The 17,317-nt window shown below is 69.2% G+C and carries 12 protein-coding genes; 10 read left to right on the top strand and 2 right to left on the bottom strand.

Annotated features, from left to right (window positions below):
• Nucleotides 1-60: 60 nt before the first annotated feature.
• From infA to LY44_RS06345, 5 genes are all read left to right on the top strand, one after another.
• On the top strand, nucleotides 61-279 hold the full coding sequence (gene infA / locus LY44_RS06365; RefSeq protein ID WP_055212580.1) for a translation initiation factor IF-1: 219 nt from the start codon (nucleotides 61-63) through the stop codon (nucleotides 277-279).
• Nucleotides 276-851, top strand: a complete 576-nt coding sequence (locus LY44_RS06360; RefSeq protein WP_055212581.1) for a Maf family protein — start codon at nucleotides 276-278, stop codon at nucleotides 849-851. Before infA ends, LY44_RS06360 begins: the two co-directional genes overlap by 4 nt.
• The gene (locus LY44_RS06355; RefSeq protein ID WP_055212583.1) at nucleotides 848-1,888 is read left to right on the top strand and encodes a ribonuclease E/G; all 1,041 of its coding nucleotides are present in this window, start codon (nucleotides 848-850) and stop codon (nucleotides 1,886-1,888) included. The genes LY44_RS06360 and LY44_RS06355 overlap by 4 nt, the downstream gene beginning before the upstream one ends.
• Nucleotides 1,885-2,058 (top strand): DNA gyrase inhibitor YacG, encoded by a 174-nt coding sequence (locus LY44_RS06350; RefSeq protein ID WP_055212585.1) that lies wholly within the window; start codon nucleotides 1,885-1,887, stop codon nucleotides 2,056-2,058. Before LY44_RS06355 ends, LY44_RS06350 begins: the two co-directional genes overlap by 4 nt.
• Before the next feature lie 78 nt (nucleotides 2,059-2,136).
• The gene (locus LY44_RS06345) at nucleotides 2,137-2,847 is read left to right on the top strand and encodes a response regulator (protein ID WP_055212587.1); all 711 of its coding nucleotides are present in this window, start codon (nucleotides 2,137-2,139) and stop codon (nucleotides 2,845-2,847) included.
• On the opposite strand, the gene LY44_RS06340 is transcribed toward LY44_RS06345, so the two are convergent.
• A complete protein-coding gene (locus tag LY44_RS06340; RefSeq protein ID WP_055212589.1) occupies nucleotides 2,814-5,492 on the bottom strand; it encodes an ATP-binding protein in 2,679 nt (892 codons plus the stop codon). The genes LY44_RS06345 and LY44_RS06340 overlap by 34 nt on opposite strands.
• A complete protein-coding gene (locus tag LY44_RS06335) occupies nucleotides 5,489-6,904 on the bottom strand; it encodes an ABC transporter substrate-binding protein (protein ID WP_055212591.1) in 1,416 nt (471 codons plus the stop codon). The genes LY44_RS06340 and LY44_RS06335 overlap by 4 nt, the downstream gene beginning before the upstream one ends.
• A 66-nt stretch (nucleotides 6,905-6,970) precedes the next feature.
• Between LY44_RS06335 and ptsP the strand changes: the two genes are divergently transcribed.
• The 5 genes from ptsP to LY44_RS06310 all read left to right on the top strand — a co-directional run bounded on the left by ptsP (nucleotide 6,971) and on the right by LY44_RS06310 (nucleotide 17,230).
• Nucleotides 6,971-9,454, top strand: coding sequence for a phosphoenolpyruvate--protein phosphotransferase (gene ptsP / locus LY44_RS06330; protein ID WP_055212593.1), 2,484 nt, complete (start codon nucleotides 6,971-6,973; stop codon nucleotides 9,452-9,454).
• Nucleotides 9,451-10,401 (top strand): 1-phosphofructokinase, encoded by a 951-nt coding sequence (pfkB, locus tag LY44_RS06325; protein WP_081024409.1) that lies wholly within the window; start codon nucleotides 9,451-9,453, stop codon nucleotides 10,399-10,401. Before ptsP ends, pfkB begins: the two co-directional genes overlap by 4 nt.
• Before the next feature lie 18 nt (nucleotides 10,402-10,419).
• Nucleotides 10,420-12,156, top strand: coding sequence for a PTS fructose-like transporter subunit IIB (locus LY44_RS06320; RefSeq protein WP_055212595.1), 1,737 nt, complete (start codon nucleotides 10,420-10,422; stop codon nucleotides 12,154-12,156).
• Nucleotides 12,157-12,403: 247 nt separating this feature from the next.
• Nucleotides 12,404-15,160: a sensor domain-containing protein gene (locus tag LY44_RS06315; RefSeq protein WP_055212597.1), complete on the top strand. Its 2,757-nt coding sequence runs from the start codon at nucleotides 12,404-12,406 to the stop codon at nucleotides 15,158-15,160.
• Between the two features lie 144 nt (nucleotides 15,161-15,304).
• Complete coding sequence (locus tag LY44_RS06310) at nucleotides 15,305-17,230, top strand: putative bifunctional diguanylate cyclase/phosphodiesterase (RefSeq protein ID WP_055212735.1); 1,926 nt, start codon at nucleotides 15,305-15,307, stop codon at nucleotides 17,228-17,230.
• Nucleotides 17,231-17,317: the final 87 nt, after the last annotated feature.

The following is a 17,317-nucleotide window of genomic DNA, read 5'->3' as shown; positions in this document are numbered from 1 at the left end:
TAGCGGGCGCAAAGAAAGCGCGCCCGCCGCATCCGTGCGGGTATCCCCAATGGAGTGACCATGGCCAAGGAAGAAATGCTCGAATTCCCCGGCGTCGTGAAGGAACTCCTGCCGAACGCGACGTTCAAGGTCGAGCTGGAAAACGGCCATGAGATCATCGCGCATATGGCAGGCAAGATGCGCAAGAACCGCATCCGTGTTCTGGCAGGCGACCGGGTGCAGGTGGAAATGAACACCTATGACCTGACCAAGGGTCGCATCAACTACCGCTTCAAGTGAAGCTCATCCTCGGATCGGCCAGCCCGCGGCGACGCGAGCTTCTGGGTCAGCTGGGTCTGACCCCGGCCGAGGTGCGTATCCCCGACATCGACGAAACCCCCGAACGCGGCGAGGATGCCCGCGCCTATGTCGCGCGCATGGCGCGCGAAAAGGCGGCGGTGCTGGATTGTGCGGGCGATGAGGTGATCCTGACCGCCGATACCACCGTCACCTGCGGGCGCCGGATTCTGGGCAAGCCCGCCGATGAAAAGGAAGCGGCCGAGTTCCTGTGGCTGCTGTCGGGCCGTCGCCATCATGTGCTGACCGCGGTTGCCGTGCGCACGGCCTTGGGCCTGCGCGAGCGGCTGGTGGATACGGTGGTGAAATTCCGCCCGCTCTCGAATGCGGAAGTGAACGGCTATCTTGCCAGCGGTGAATGGCAGGGCAAGGCGGGCGGCTATGCCATTCAGGGCCTTGCCGGGGCCTTCGTGCCTTGGATTCAAGGCTCGTTCACCGGCGTCGTCGGCCTGCCGCTGGCCGAGACCGCCGTGCTGTTGCGCGCGGCGGGCCTTGCCATGGGAGAGGACGCATGAAGGGTCGGATCGTGGTTCTGGGCGCGGTCGGCGGGCTTGAGGCCGCCGCGCTGATGGTCGATGGCCAGCTCGAAGACCTGCTTGTCGATGTTTCGGACGCGATGGCGCTGGCGCCCGGTGCGATCTGCCGCGCGAAGATCGAACGGCCGATGAAAGGGCAGGGCGGTCTGTTCGTGGCGCTTCCGGGGGCCGAAAAGGGCTTTTTGAAAGACGCCAAGGGGCTGTCGCCGGGGCAATCGGTGCTGGTGCAGGTCTCGGGCGGGGCGGAACCGGGCAAGGCGATCCCGGTGACGCTGCGGCTGTTGTTCAAGGGCCGCTACGGCATCGTCACCCCGGGCGCGCCGGGGCTGAATGTCTCGCGCCGCATCCGCGAGGAAGATACGCGCGAAGGTCTGCAGGCGCTGGCGGCTGTGGTGATGGAGGGCTCGGAGATGGGCCTGATCCTGCGCTCGGCCTGCGAGGGCGCGGAAGAAGGCGAGATCGTCGAGGATCTGGCGGGCCTGCGCGAGCTGGCCGAGGCGGTTCTGGCCGATGTCGAGGGCGCGCCGGAATTGCTCGTCGATGCGCCTGCGCCGCACGAGGAAGCCTGGCGCGAATGGGCCGATCCCGCCCCCGACGAGGTGGTGGAGGGCTTTGAAGATCATGGCGTTCTGGAAGCGATCGACGCGGTTCTGTCGCCCCGCGTGGCGCTGCCCGGCGGCGGTCACCTGATGATCGAGCCGACGCGCGCGCTGGTCGCCGTCGATGTGAACACCGGCGCCGACACCTCGCCCGCCGCGGCGCTGAAAGCCAATATCGCCGCTGCCCGCGATCTGCCGCGGCAGCTGCGGCTGCGGGGGCTGGGCGGTCAGGTCGTGGTCGATTTCGCGCCGATGCCGAAGAAAGACCGTCTGGTGCTGGAACAGCAGCTGCGCGCGGCCTTCAAGACCGAAGCGGCGGAAACCAGCCTTGCGGGCTGGACGCCGCTGGGGCTTTACGAACTCGTGCGCAAGCGTGACCGGGCGGCGCTGGCGTCCCTGCTGGCGGGGCGGACATGAGCTGCCCGATCTGCGGCAAGGCGACCGAGCCGAAATACCGCCCCTTCTGCTCGAAACGCTGCGCCGATGTCGATCTGGCGCGCTGGCTGAGGGGCAGCTACGTCATTCCGGGCGATCTTGCCGAGGAAGAGGACAGCCCGACCGAAGACCCCGCCGCCCCGCACTCCTGACCGCCCGCATTCCCGAACGCCTGCAGGCTGGCGGGCGGGGCGATCCCCTTTTATGGTGAGGCCGGGGAGGCCTGCGGCATGGTGAGGATTCTGATCGTCGATGACGACCCGGATGTGCGCGAGCTTGTGCGCTACGAGCTCGAATCGCGCGACTGGGAGGTGACCGAGGCGGCGACCGCGGCCGAGGTGGCGCCCGCGCTGGCGGCGGCTGCGCCCGATCTGATCTTGCTTGATCTGCGCCTGCCCGATCAGGACGGGCTGAGCCTGGCCGCGCGGTTGCGGGCAACTTCCGCGATTCCGATCATCATGCTGACCGGGCTGGGCGGCGATGTGGACCGGATCGTCGGCCTTGAAATGGGCGCCGATGATTATGTGGTCAAACCCTTCAATCCACGCGAATTGGTGGCGCGGATCAAGGCGGTGCTGCGCCGCTCGGGCGCCGCCGCGGTGCCGGTTGCGCTGACCGAACATGACCGGCGCAGCTTCGCGGGCTGGGTGATCGACCTGACGGCGCGGGTGCTGGAAACCCCCGCGGGGCAGGCGGTGGCGCTGACCAATGCGGAATTCCTGCTGCTGGAGGCCTTTGTGCGGGCACCGCGCTGCGTGCTCAGCCGCGATCAGCTGCTCGAACGCACCCGCGCCGATGGCGGCGAGGTCTTTGACCGCACCATCGACGTGCTGATCTTGCGGCTGCGGCGCAAGATCGAGCCCAATCCGCGCGCGCCGCAACTGATCCGCACCGAACGCGGCGCGGGTTATGTGCTCGATGCCGAGGTGCGGCGGCTCTGATCTTCCAGCGTCAGGCGGATCGCCGCGGCCAGAACCTCCTCGGGGACGGGCTTGCGCAACAGGTTCGGCAGATCCGCCCCCGCCTTGCCCGGCGCGCCCGAGGTGAAGAGCACCGGCAGATCCGGGCGCAGCGCCTGCGCCTTCTCGGCCAGCGCCCGGCCGTCCAGCCCCGGCATCGCCAGATCGGTGTAAAGCAGGTCGATTTCGGGAATTTCCTGCAGCATTTCAAGCGCGCTCAGCCCGTCGGGCGCGGTGACGACGGCATGGCCCAGACGGCGCAGCTGATCGGCGGTGATCTCCAGCAGGTCGGCGTCGTCATCGACGGCCAGAATGCAGGCCTCGGCCGTGTCCAGCCCTTCGGGGCGCGCGGGGGCCTCGGGCGCGGGGCTCTCCAGCAGGCGCAGGCTGACGCGGGTGCCCGCCCCCGGGGCGCTGTCGATCGTCACCGTGCCGCCCGATTGCCGCACGAAACCATAGACCATGGACAGGCCCAGCCCGCTGCCCTTGCCCACGGGTTTCGTGGTGAAGAAGGGCTCGAAAACCTGATCCAGAAGGTCGGGCGGGATGCCCGCGCCGGTGTCGGAAACGGCCAGTTCGACAAAGCCATCGGCGGCGCGCCGGGTGGTGACGGTGATCTCTCCGGCCCCCTCCATCGCGTCGCGGGCATTCACCGCCAGGTTCATCAGCGCGTTTTCCAGCTGCCCCGGATCGACACGCACCCGCGGCAGATCCGCGGCCAGATCCGGCGTGATCCGCACCCCCGACCCCAGGCTTGACTGCAAGAGATCCAGCATCCCGTGCACGAGGCCGTTCAGATCGACATTTTCGGGGGCAAGGCGCTGGCGGCGCGAAAAGGTCAACAGCCGGTTGATCAGCCCGGCGGCGCGGTTGGCGGCGGACAGGCCACGCTCGGCCCGCGCCTTCAGCGCCGGGCTGGGGCCCAATTCGCGCGCCAGAATGTTCAGATTGCCGATGATCACCGCCAGGATGTTGTTGAAATCATGCGCGATGCCCCCGGTCAGCTGGCCCACCGTCTCCAGCTTTTGCGCGTGCAAGAGCTGGCTTTGCGTCGCCCGGCTTTCGGTCACATCCATGTGGATCGTGGCGAAACCGCCCATCGGGATCGGGTTCGAGCGCAGCTCCAGCACCCGCCCCGCGGGAAAGCGCATCTCGATCCGCGTCGGCCCGGCCAGCCGCCGCGGCACCAGATCGTCCAAGTCGACCGGCGTGCCGTCGGGCAGGCTGGCCTGCACCCCCCGCGCCGTCAGCATCCGGTTGATCTCGGTGATCGTGGGGGCGGTGGCGACCTCCGCGGCGGTGAAATCATGCAGCGTCAGATATTGCGGATTGCAGGCCACCAGCCGCCGGTCGCGATCAAAGACGGAAAACCCGTCCTTCATCGTCTCGAAAGTCGCCAGAAGCAGGCTCGAGCGTTCCGCCAGCTCGCGGTCCAGCTTTTCCACCTGCGCCGAGTTTTCGCGAAAGACGCTGAAGGCGCGGGCGAGATCGCCGATTTCGTCGGCGCGGCTGGCGCCGGGCACGGTGGCGTCGCGTTCCCCCGCGGCCAGCCGCACCATCGCCGCCGTCACCCCGCGCAGATTGCGCGCGAGCGGCCGGATCACCAGACCATAGGACAGCCCCCCGGCGATCAGGATCACCGCAAGGCCGATCGCCGCGAATTGCGCGGTGCGTTCCAGAATCGTGCGGCGCAGGCTTTCGGTCACCTCGGCGGTGGTGGTGCTTGCGGCGATCACCCGGCCGTCGACCGCGGTCTTCAGATCCGCCGCCCGCGCCGCCGCGCCGCGCAGATCGGCCTCGGCCCGGGCGCGGGCGGCCATGTCCTCGGCCTGCAGATCGAAGATCCCGCCCGTTTTTGCCTGATTGTGAAAGGCGACAAGGGCCCTGCGGAACTCGGCGCGCAAGCCCGCGGGCAGCGCCGCCCCGGTGGCGTCAAGCTGCGCCAGCGTGCGCCGATAGGCGGCGCGGCCAGCCTGCAGCGCCGGCGCGTCGCGCGCATCGCCCGCCAGGAGCAGCTCCGACATCGCCCGGTCGGTCAGCCGTTCCGCCGCCAGCAGCGGCGCCTGCGAGCGCACGGCGGTGCGGTAGATCTCTGGGTCGGGCAGGGTCTCACCTGCGGTGATCGCCTCCACCGCGAGGATCGAGGGGCCCAGCAGCTGGCGCAGAAAATCCTGTTGCGCCAGCATCTTTGCCCGTTCCGCCGCGCGCAGTGTCGCAACGGCGCGGAGCCGGTCGAGATCGGCGGAAAGCGCGCGCAGCCGCGCCGCCAGATCGGCCGAAAGCGTGGCGATCTGATCCGAGTTCTCCCCGGGCGCGGCGGCGCGCAGGGCGCGCATCTGCTCGGCAAAGGCCGCCAGATCGGCATCGATGGCGCGCTGCGCCTCGCTCAGCGCTTCGGCGGTGCTGGCGGCCATCAGGCTGGCGCCGCGGCTTTGCAGCCGGTCGCCGATCCGCGCCAGCCGCAAGGCCGCCGCCATCGCGGGCACATCGCGGCCGGTGACGGTCTCTGCCGCCTCGCCGATCTGATCGAGCGCCCGGATCGCCGCGACCCCCGCCAGCGCCATCGCCAGGGTGGAGAGCGCGACGATCAGCAACAGCCGCCCCTGAATGCCGCGCCAAAGGCTCATGGCGCCGCCTCCAGCCCCATCGCCTCGCGGTAGTGGCGGCGCTGGCTGGCGCGGCCAAGGCGATCGGTGATCCGGTCCCAATCTGCGGCGGCGGCGGCCAGTGCCACCTCGGGCGAGATCTCGCCCGCCAGCACCCGGCCGATCCGGGCATCCAGCGCGGCCATGTAGGCGGGATATCCCGGCAGGCGCAGATCCGGCGCGGTCTGCGGCGCCGACAGGCTTTCGCGCAGCACCGACAGATAATCCCCGGCCGCCTGCGGCCCCATCAGCCGCGCCCAGCCCGCGGTGTCATCCAGCTGCGAGAGCCGGTAGGGGTTGAAGCCCGAGGCGCCCGACATGACATCCTGCGCCGCCCGCGCCGGATCGGCCATGAAGGCGATGTAATCCCAGGCGGCGTTCGGATCGGCGGCGCCGCGCGGCACGACGGCGATCCAGCCGCCAAAGGCGAGGAACGGCACCGGACGCGGCGCCGCCAGCCGGTCCCAGCGTTTCGCGACCGGGTTCCAGACCTGATCGGCGCCCGGAAGCGCAAAGAACCCGACCCGGTCGCGGATTTTCGAACTCACCGGATCGGTCGCCACCGTGCCGATATCGGACCAGTCGAGCGCCATCGCCGCCCTTCCCGCGGCAAATTCCGTGCGCACCGCGTGACTGGGCAGCGGCGCCCCGGGCGCCGTGGCCAGCGCCGCCAGATAATCCTGCAGCGCCCGGACCCAGGCCGGGTTGTCGATCTCGGGCGCCATCGTCTCGGGGTCGAAGAAGAAATGCCCCGGATGGTCGGGATGGGCGGTATAGGCGGCGGCATGGGAAAACAGCGACCAGAGCCGTTGCCCGTTCTCGGCCGAGGCTTCGAGCGTGCCGGAAAGGCCGCGGGCGTGGAAAAAGGCGGCGATGCGGGCGTAATCGTCCCAGCTCCGCGGCGGTTCCAGCGCCCGGCCGGTCTGCGCCCGATAGGCCGCCCGCGTCGCCGGATCCTCGAACAGATCGCGGCGATAGGCGCCCATGTGCAGATCGCCGTCCAGCGTCACCGCCAGCCATTGCCCCCGCCAGCGCATCTGCCGGTCGCGATAGGCGGGGTGGATGCCGCGCACCAGCGGGCTCTCCACCAGCGCCGCGGGCACCGGCATGAGGTAAGGCGCGACATCGGGCAGCCAGTCGGCGGGCAGGATCAGCACATCGGCGGGCGGACGGCCGGTGACGAACCCCATCATCACCGCACCGTAAAGCGCATCGAAGGGGCGGGGCGTCACCTGCACCGCGACGCCGGTTTCGCGCGCGAACTCCGCCCCATGCGCGATCGCGGGCCCGGCAATCGGGCCGCCGTCGCGGGTCAGCACTTCAAGCGCCTCGGCGCGGGTCAGGCTCAGCGCCAGGATGACAATTGTTACAAGCCGGGCCGTCACGGGCGACATACTCCATTCATCTGCCGGGCGCTTCGTCCCCCAGGATCATCGCACATCCGATGCCGAGGAGGAACCGTGATACCCCTGACCAGCGAACTTGTGGCCATCGGCAAGACGGCCACCGACAAGGCCGATGCGATCGCGCAGGCCGTGGATCTTTTGACCGCGGCGGGCAAGATCGACCCGCGCTACGGCCAGAGCATGATGGGCCGCGAGGCCGTCGCGAATACCTTTCTGGGCAATGGCATCGCGATTCCGCATGGCCTGCCGCAGGACCGCGACCTGATCCACGACACGGCGATTGCGGTGGTGCAGCTGCCTGCTGGGGTCGAATGGGCGCCGGGCGACACCGCGCGTCTGGTGGTGGCGATCGCGGCGAAATCGGATGAGCACCTGCAGGTGCTGAGCAATCTGACCGATGTTCTGGCCGACGAAGCCGAGGCCGAGCGGCTGGCGACGACGACGGATGCGGCGGTGATCGTCGCGCGGCTGACCGGCGCCGCGGCGCCGGTGGCGGCCCCGGCCGGGGCGCCCGCCGATTTCGCGCAGGGGTTCGATGTCGTGGTCAGCGGCGCGCATGGGCTGCATGCCCGGCCCGCGACCACGCTGGTCGATCTGGCTAAGGGTTTTGCCGCCGAGATCCGTGTGCGTAACGGCGCCAAGGTGGCGAATGGCAAAAGCTTGATTTCGCTTCTCAATCTGGGGGCGGCGCAAGGCGCGGCCCTGCGCGTCAGCGCCGAGGGCCCGGAGGCCGATGCCGCCCTGGCGGCGCTGGCCGCGGCCTTTGCGGCCGGGCTTGAGGACGAAGAAGACACCGGTGCGGCGGCCCCCGAAGCCGCGACGCCCGGTCTGACGGGGGCAATCGCGTCGATGGCCTGCTACGAGGGGCGCACCCTTCATGGCATCTCCTCCTCGCCGGGATACGCGTTTGCCCCCGTCTTCCGCTTTGCCCGCGACGAGGTGGTCTTTGACACCGACGGTGCGGATGCGGCCTTTGAAACCGACCGGCTCGACACCGCGCTGCAGACCGCCTGGCACGAGCTGGAAGAGCTGCACGACGAAGTCTGGAAAAAATCCGGCCCCGCCCGCGCCGCGATCTTTCGTGCCCATCAGGAGTTTTTGCACGACCCCGAAATGGTCGCCGAGGCGAAGGCGCTGATCGGGCAGGGCCGCTCGGCCGGGTTTGCCTGGCACCGGGTCTTTTCCGACCGCGCCGACATGCTGGGGGCGATGAAGGATGCGGTGCTGTCGGGCCGCGCCATCGATCTGCGCGATGCGGGCCAGCGCGTGCTGCAGCATCTGGGCCGGGTGCGGACGGGCGAGACGCATCTGCCCACCGCGCCTTGCATCCTGCTGGCCGATGACCTGACGCCGTCCGATACCGCGCGGCTCGATCCGGCGCTGGTGCGCGGCCTTGCCACGGCGCAGGGCGGGCCGACCTCGCATACCGCGATCATCGCGCGGGCGCTGGATATTCCGGCGGTGGCGGGGGTCGGGCCGCGGCTCCTTGATCTGGCCAGCGGCACGCCGGTTCTGCTGGATGGCGGCGCGGGGGTGATCGTCGTTGCCCCGACCGAGGCCGACAAAGCCCGGGCCGAGGCCGCGATGGCGGCGCTGGCGGCGCAACGCGAGGCCGAGGCGCGCGAACGCTACAAGCCCGCGCTGACGCTTGATGGCGCGCGCGTCGAGGTGGTTGCCAATATCTCGGACGTGGCCGAGGCCATCGCCTCGGTCGAGGCGGGGGCCGAGGGCGTGGGGCTTTTGCGCACCGAATTCCTGTTCGTGAACCGCGAGGCCCCGCCCGGCGAGGACGAACAGCTGGCGATCTATGCCGCCATGCTTTCGGCGCTGAACGGGCTGCCGATCATCATCCGCACGCTGGATGTGGGCGGCGACAAGGAAATCCCCTATCTGCGCATGCCCGTTGAACAAAACCCGTTCCTGGGCGAGCGCGGCATCCGCTTTTGCCTGTCGCACGAAGACCTGTTCCGCACCCAGCTGCGGGCGATCTACCGGGCCGCGGCCGGGGGGCAGGTCCGCATCATGTTCCCGATGATCGCGATGATCGAGGAGCTGGAAACCGCCCGCCGCATCGCCGAGGAGGTCCGGCTGGAGGTCGGCGCCGCACCGGTCGAGATCGGGATCATGATCGAGATCCCCTCCGCCGTGATGATGGCGCCGGAACTGGCGAAACGGGTCGATTTCTTCTCGATCGGCACGAATGACCTGACGCAATATGCGCTGGCGATGGACCGGATGCATCCGGTGCTGGCAAAACAGGCCGACGGGCTGCATCCGGCGGTGCTGCGGCTGATCGACAGCACCGTGCGCGCGGCCGAGGCCGCGGGGATCTGGGTCGGCGCCTGCGGCGGCATCGCGGGCGATCCGGTGGGGGCCGCGGTGCTCTCGGGGCTGGGGGTGCGGGAACTCTCGGTCTCGATCCCGGCGGTGGCGGGGATCAAGGCGCAGCTGCGCCACTCTGCGATGGCGCAAAACCGGGATCTGGCACGCCGCGCGCTGGCCTGCACGACCGCGGCCGAAGTGCGGGGGCTGAAATGACGCTGCGCATCGCCACGGTTTCGCTCAATTCCGCCGTCGATCAGACGGTGACCGTGCCGGGCTTCACCGCCGATGCGGTGAACCGGGTGGCCGCCTCGCGCATCGATGCGGGCGGCAAGGGGGTCAATGTCGCCTCCTTCCTGGCCCATGTCGGCCACGGGGTCGCGGTGACCGGGTTGCTCGGCGCCGAGAATGCGGCGCTGTTCGCGCGCCATTTCGCGGCGACGGGGCTGGTCGATGCCTGCCAGCGCCTGCCCGGCGCGACGCGGACGAATGTGAAAATCGTCGATCCGCTGCAAGATCAGGTCACCGATCTGAACTTTCCGGGCATCGCCGCGGGGCCTGCCGATCTCGGGGCCGTGGCCGCGACCCTGACCGAGCTTCTGGCGCAGGGTCTGGATTGGGTGGCCCTTTGCGGCAGCCTGCCCGCCGGGATCGGCGCCGAGGCCTATGCCGATCTGGCCGCCCTCGCCCGCAAGGGCGGCGCGCGGGTGGCGCTGGACACTTCGGGGCCCGCGCTGGGGCTGGCGCTGGCGGCGCGGCCCGACATCGTCAAGCCCAATGTCGCCGAACTGGGCGCGCATCTGGGCCGCCGCCTGACCGGGCCCGAGACCGTCTGCGAGGCCGCGCGCGATCTGGCGGCCTCGGGCGTCGGGCTCGTCGCCGTCTCGATGGGGGCGGCGGGCGCGGTGCTGGTGCGCGGCGCCGAGGCGGTGCTGGCGATCCCGCCCGCGACCCGGATCGCCTCGACCGTCGGGGCGGGCGACGCGATGGTGGCGGGGCTGATCCATGCCGCGACGCTTGGGCTGGGCCTGCCCGACACCGCCCGTCTGGCCACCGCCTTTTCGCTGGGCGCGCTGGGGGAAATCGGCCCGCATCTGCCGCCGCAGGACCGCATCACCCAGCTTGCCCGCACCGTCACCGTCAAAACGCTGCCGCCCGTCTGAGCCGCAGGGGAGGAACCCATGTCGAAGATCGTTGCCGTGACCGCCGGTGCCAAGGGCGTCGCGCATACCCATCTGGCCGCCGAGGCGCTGAGCGCCACCGCGCAGGCGCTGGGCCATCAGATCCGTGTCGAACGCCACTCCGCCGAGGGCGTCGAAGCGCCGCTGCAGGGGGCCGAGATCGCCGCCGCCGATGTGGTGGTGATCGCCGCCGACCTCCGCATCGAGGATGTCCGCTTCGTCACGAAACCCGTTTACCGGACCTCGACTGCCCGCGCCGTCACCCAGACGGCGGCGGTGCTGGCCGAGGCCCTTGCCCTGACCGGAGAGGAGACCCCGCAAATGACGACAGACACAGGCCAAAGGCCGCTCAAGGTGGTGGCGATCACCTCCTGTCCGACCGGCATCGCCCATACCTTCATGGCGACCGATGCGCTGAAGAAGTCCGCCGCCGCCCGCGGCTGGGAGATCGCGGTCGAGACCCAGGGCTCGGTCGGCTCGCAAAACGCGCTGAGCGCGGCGCAGATCCAGGCCGCCGATCTGGTGGTGATCGCGGCCGACACCCATGTCGATGACAGCCGCTTTGCCGGGAAAAAGGTCTACAAGACCTCGGTCGGCGCGGCGGTGAAGGGCGCGGCCAAGGTGCTGGATGCGGCCCTGGCCGAGGGCGTGGTGCTGGGCACCAGCCTCGCCGACACCGTCGATGCGCTCAAGGCGCAGCGCGCCGCGACCCGCTCGGGCCCCTACATGCACCTGCTGACGGGCGTGTCCTACATGCTGCCGCTGGTGGTTGCGGGTGGTCTGCTGATCGCGCTTTCGTTCGTTTTCGGCATCAAGGCCTTCGAGGCCGAGGGCACGCTGCCCGCGGCGCTGATGGCGATCGGTGGCGGCGCCGCCTTCAAGCTGATGGTGCCGGTTCTGGCGGGGTTCATCGCCTATTCGATCGCCGACCGTCCCGGCCTGACGCCGGGTCTGATCGGCGGCATGCTGGCGGTGAACCTGAACGCCGGGTTCCTGGGCGGCATCGTCGCGGGCTTTCTGGCGGGCTATGTGGCGCGCTGGCTGCGCGATGCGATCAAGCTGCCGCGCACGCTCGAGGGACTCAAGCCCGTGCTGATCCTGCCGCTGCTCTCGACCGCGATCACCGGGCTGGTGATGGTCTATGTGGTGGGCGAGCCGGTGGCGGCGATCCTCGCGGCGATGACCGCCTTCCTGCAGGGGCTGGGCACCACCAATGCCGTCGTTCTTGGCCTGATCCTCGGCGGCATGATGGCCGTCGACATGGGGGGCCCGATCAACAAGGCCGCCTATACTTTCGCCGTCGGTCTTCTGACCTCGAGCACCTATGCGCCGATGGCCGCGGTGATGGCCGCGGGGATGACGCCGCCGCTGGGGCTGGCCCTGGCGACGCTTGTGGCGAAAAACCGCTTCACCGCCGAAGAACGCGAAGCCGGGGGCGCCGCCGCGGTGCTGGGGCTCTCCTTCATCACCGAAGGCGCGATCCCCTTTGCCGCGAAAGACCCGGCCCGGGTGATCCCCGCGATCATCGTCGGCTCGGCGATCACCGGGGCGCTGTCGATGGCGCTGGGCTGCCTGCTGGTCGCGCCGCATGGCGGGATCTTCGTCCTTGCCATCCCGCATGCGGTGACGAACCTCGGGCTTTATGCGCTCTCGATCGTGGTCGGCACGCTGGTGACGACGGGCCTGCTGATCGCGCTGAAAAAGCCGATCCCGGCCGAGGAGACCGCCCGCACCTGATCGGGCGAGGGGGCGAACACAAGGCCGACGGTCCGCGGATCGTCGGCTTTCCCATGCCCGCCCGGCGCGAAAATCGTGAAAATTCTTCCAAGATTCACGGGGCATCCGCAAAATCGCAAGGATTGCTTCACCGCTTGCGGTGCAGGGTGCCGGGGTATTTCGAAAGCGCGCGTTCACGGCGATTGACACATCGTCCGCGTTCGTGTCCGACTTCTTCTGACCCCGGAACACACGCGAAAAGCCCGCCATGCCTGCCAGACTGGTTCATCACTTCACTGCGTTTCGGGTCGCTGCGGCCTATGCGCTGGTGGGCGTGCTGTACATTCTGACAAGCGACCGGCTGCTGACGCTGATTTCCGGGGATTATCAGGATTATCAATCCTATCAGACCTTCAAGGGCTGGGCCTTCATCGCCCTGACCTCGCTGGCGCTCTGGGCGGTGCTGCGCGGCACGCTGGCGCAGCTGGAAAACGCTTTCGACGCCGTCTCGCAGGCCGAGAACCGGCTGCGCGGGGCGCTGGGTGCGGCGGGGGGCTGCGACTGGGAAAGCTTCGTCGACCGCCACGGGGTCCTGTGGCTGCGCACCTCCGGCATCCTGGCGCGCCGGATCGGCTGGCGCGAGGGGGAGGCGGTGCCGACAACCGAGCTGCGCGCGCTCGTCCATCCCGACGACATGGACAGTTTCAACGCCCATATGGCGCTGCACCGCGAGATTTTCGCGGGCGGGCGGGTGCCGATCCCGCCGCATGTGCACCGGATCCGCGACCGTGACGGCACTTACCGCTGGATCAAGGTGGTGACCGATGTCGACAGCAACTTTCGCGCCCCTGGCGGCAGGCTGTTCGGCTTCGCCCTTGATGTGCACGACCAGCAGGAGGCGATCCGGGGGCTGGCCGATGTCATCGCCGGGGGGCAGGTGGGCACCTGGCGGCACGATCTGCGCACGAACCGGCTGGTGATCAACGACCGCTGGGCCGAGATCATCGGCCGCAAGCCCGAAGACCTGCCCGCGCCGCTGATGATCGACGACTGGCGCGCGCTGGTCCATCCCGAGGACATGGTGCGGCTGAACACCGCCCAGGCGCCGAAGTTCCGCAGCCGGGACTATTTCTTCACCGAAGAATTCCGCATGCGCCATGCCGACGGGCACTGGGTCTGGATCCTGTCGCGCGGCCGCGCCGTCGAGATGGCCGCGACCGGCGAGGCGCTGGTGCTCTCGGGGGTGCATGTCGACATTTCGCGCCGCAAGCAGCTCGAAGCCGAGCTGATCGCGAAGAACGACTTCCTGCAGCGGCTGACGGAAACCTCTGTCTCGGGCATCCTGGCCTTCGACCCTTCGGGGGTGATCGTCTTTGCGAACATGGAGGCGGAGCAGATCCTTGACGCCACCGGGGCGGGGCTGGTCGGGCGCTCTCATGCGGCGCTGGGCTGGCTTTATGGCCAGCGCGACGGCAGCGGGGCGGGGCGGGGCTTTCCCTTCGAGCGCGTGGCGCGGGGCGGCGAGACGCTGAACGACCTGCGCCTGACCCTGCCGCGACCGGACGGGACGGAGCGGGTGATCTCGGTCAATGCGGCGCCGATGGAAGCGCGCGGCGGGCCGGTGCAGGTGGTCTGTTCGGTTTCCGACATCACGCAAAGGCTGATGGACGAGCGGCGTCTGGCCGAGGCCGCCGAAGAGGCCAGCCATGCCGCGACGCATGATGCGCTGACCGGGCTGCCCAACCGCGAATCCTTTCGCGCCCAGGTCGGCCCGGCGCAGCTGCGCGCGCGCGCCGCGGGCGATCTGTTGCAGCAGGTCTTCCTGTCGATCGACCAGTTCCAGCAGATCAAGGACCGTTTCGGCCCGCAGCTGGGCGACCGGGTGATCTGCAAGGTCGCCGAACGGCTGGAGGCGCTGCGCGAACCCGATCAGCTGCTGGCCCGGGCCGGGGCCGAGGAATTCACCTTCCTCAGCCGCGGCCGCCTTGCCGAGGAACCCGAGGCGGCGACCGCGGCGCTGGCGCAGGCTTTCGCCGAACCTTTCGAGATCGACGGCCAGCCGCTTTATCTGTCCGCCTCGATGGGGATGAGCCGGTTTCCGATGGATGCGCACAGCCCCGAGGAAATGTGGCTGAACGCCGATCTAGCGATGTACGAGGCCAAGGCGCTGGGCGGCAACCGCGCCGTGCCCTTCACGCCGAAGCTGCGCGACCGGCTCGCGCGCGAGGCGACGATCGGACAATCGCTGCAACGCGCGATCCGCGACGGCGCCTTTGCGCTTTATCTGCAGCCGAAGATCAACCTGCTCGATCACGGCAGCCTGGCCGGGGCTGAGGCGCTGGTGCGCTGCACCGATCCGGCGCTGGCGGGGATCGGCCCCGACATCTTCATGCCGATCGCGGAAAAGACCGGCCTCGTGCGCGACATCGACCTTTTGATGATCGATCTGGTCGGTGCCTTTGTCGCGACGCTGCGCGGGCGCGGCCAGCAGCTGTGCATCTCGATCAACCTCTCGCCCGAAAGCCTGCGCCGGGTCCGGTTCGGGCAGGCGGTGCTGGCGCATCTGCAGGCGGCGGATCTGGGCCCCGAAGATGTGCTGTTCGAGATCACCGAGGGCGCGGTCGTCGATCTGAATTCGGAGGCGCGCGACAGTATCGAGGCGCTTCTGGCGGCCGGGTTCGAGCTTTCGGCGGATGATTTCGGCACCGGCTATTCCTCGCTCAGCTATCTGCAAAAGCTGCAGCTGAAGGAATTGAAGATCGACCGCAGTTTCGTCTCGCGCATCGCGCTGGATGACGGGGCCTCCGATGCGATCGTGCGCGCGACCCTGGCGATGGCGGCGGCGCTGGGGCTGCGCACCGTCGCCGAAGGCATCGACACACCCGCCCAGGTGGTCTGGCTGCGCCAGCATGGCTGCGATCTGGGGCAGGGCTATCATTTCGCCAAACCCCTGCCTGCCATGGATTTTCTATGCGAATTTCTGCAATCCGACGGGCTGCGCGCCGAGGCTGCCGCCCTTGCCTGATCGCGGCGGCTTTTCGCTTTGAGCGGGATTTTTGGGTCGCCTTCAGGCGCTGGTTACCATTTGCCGCCATGATCGAGGGCGCGACTCCGATGAAAGACTGACGTTTTGCCCCAGCTGCCTCTCCTGTTGACCCGGATCCGGGCGGTGCTGACCAAGCATCCCAGCCCGGAAGACGTTGCCAGCGTCGTGCAGGGGACGTCGGTCGGGGTTTCGGTGACGGCGCTGAACGCGATGATCTACGTGCTGGAATCGCTGCGCCATGATGACCGCAGCTTCGTGGTCTTCTGGCTCGGCTCGATCCTCGCGCTGGGCGGTGCGCTCAGCCGGATGTCGCGCCGTGCCGCCGGGCGCCGGGTCCCGCGGGTTTCCGCCCGGGCGGCGCGGCGGCTGATCCTGACCTCGGTGCTGTTCGCCGCGCCCTGGGCGGTGCTGCCTTTGCATGTGATCGGCCTGCATCAGACCGGTGACCCGCTGGTGGTGCTGCTTGTCAGCACCGGCATGCTGGCCGGGGGCGTCTTCATGCTGCACCGCGCCTTCGTCGCCGCGGTGGCCTTCCAGTCGACGATCCTCGCCGCGGTGATCCTGTCGTTTCACCTGGGCGGCTGGGCGCAGGCCTGGTCGGTGACGCTTTATGCGCTGCTTTACGGCGCCTTTCTGGCGTATTTTTCCTATCGCACCGGCGAAACCGCCCGGCAGCGCGACGATTCCGTCGCGGCGCTGTCGCGGGCCGTCGGCAGCCTGCGCCAGGCCCGCGACGAAAACTATCTTCTGGCCAATATCGACGACACCACCGGGCTTCTGAACCGCAAGGCCTTCAACGCCCGCCTGGCCGAGGCGGTGGCGCGCCAGCGCGACAGCGGCCGGGGCTTTGCGCTGCTGCTGATGGATCTTGACCGGTTCAAGAACGTCAACGACCTGTTCGGCCATGGGGTCGGCGATGAATTGCTGACCGAAATTGCCCGCCGCCTGCGCGCCAACCTGCCCGAGGGCGATGTGATCGCCCGGCTCGGCGGGGATGAATTCGCGGTGATCCTGGCCGAGGTGAGCGCGGCGGCGCAGATCCGCCCGATCGCCGATCGCCTGCTGGCGGCCTTCGAGCCGCCCGCACTTCTGGCGGGGCGGCGGGTGCATCCGGGCGCCTCGATCGGGGCGGTGATCTGCCCGGACGACGGCGCCGATCCGGTCGAGTTGCTGATCAAGGCCGATCTGGCGCTGAACCGGGCCAAGGAAAGCGGGCGCGGCCAGTGCCTGCTGTTCAACGAACAGCTGCGCAGGCGGGTGATCGAGAGCGACCGGATCGAGGCCGGGCTGCGCGAGGCGCTGGAGGGCGAGCAGCTTTATGTGCAGTATCAGCCGAAGATCGCGCTGAGCGATGGCCGCCTGCTGGGGGCGGAGGCGCTGGTGCGCTGGCGCAGGCCCGACGGCTCTGCCGTCGCCCCCGACAGTTTCCTGACCATCGCCGCCGAACGCGGTCTGCTGCCCAATCTGTCGCGCCGGATCGCCGAGACCGTGGCGGCCGATCTGCTGGGCTGGCGCGGCGCGGGGCTGGCGCCGGGCAAGATCGCGCTGAACATCCATCCCGACGACATCAAATCGCCCGAGCTGCTGCTCGACACCATCGCGATGTTCGAGGCGTCGGGCGTCGACGGCCGCGATTTGCTGCTCGAGATCACCGAGGGCTGCTTTGTCGGGCGCGGCACCGACATGACGATCAGCCTGCTCGATTCGCTGGCGGAGCGCGGGTATGAACTGTCGCTCGATGATTTCGGCACCGGCCATGCCGCGCTGGGCGATCTGAAAAAGGTGCCGGTGGCGGAACTGAAGATCGACCGCAGTTTCATTGCCGGTCTGTGCTATCGCCGCGAGGATCGCGCCATCGTCGCCGCGATCGCCGAAATCGCCCGCGGCATGGGCATCCGCTCGGTCGCCGAGGGGGTGGAGGACGAGGCGCAGCGGGCGGTGCTGGTCGATCTGGGCATCGATGTCGGGCAGGGCTTCCTGTGGTCGAGCCCGATGGATGCCGCCGATTTCGCCCGTTTCCTGCGCGGAAACGCCTGCCGCACCGGCTGATCCCGGCCCGCGCGCGGTTGCGACCAAAAAACCGGTCCCGGCCGGGACTGTGGCGCTTTCGCGCCTTGCCGTGCCGCGTCGTTCGGC

Origin of the sequence: Rhodobacter capsulatus (assembly GCF_003254295.1) — a bacterium.
GTDB lineage: Bacteria > Pseudomonadota > Alphaproteobacteria > Rhodobacterales > Rhodobacteraceae > Rhodobacter > Rhodobacter capsulatus.
The sequence above is the reverse complement of the archived record's forward strand: the minus strand, read 5'-3'. Positions and strand labels throughout refer to the sequence as shown.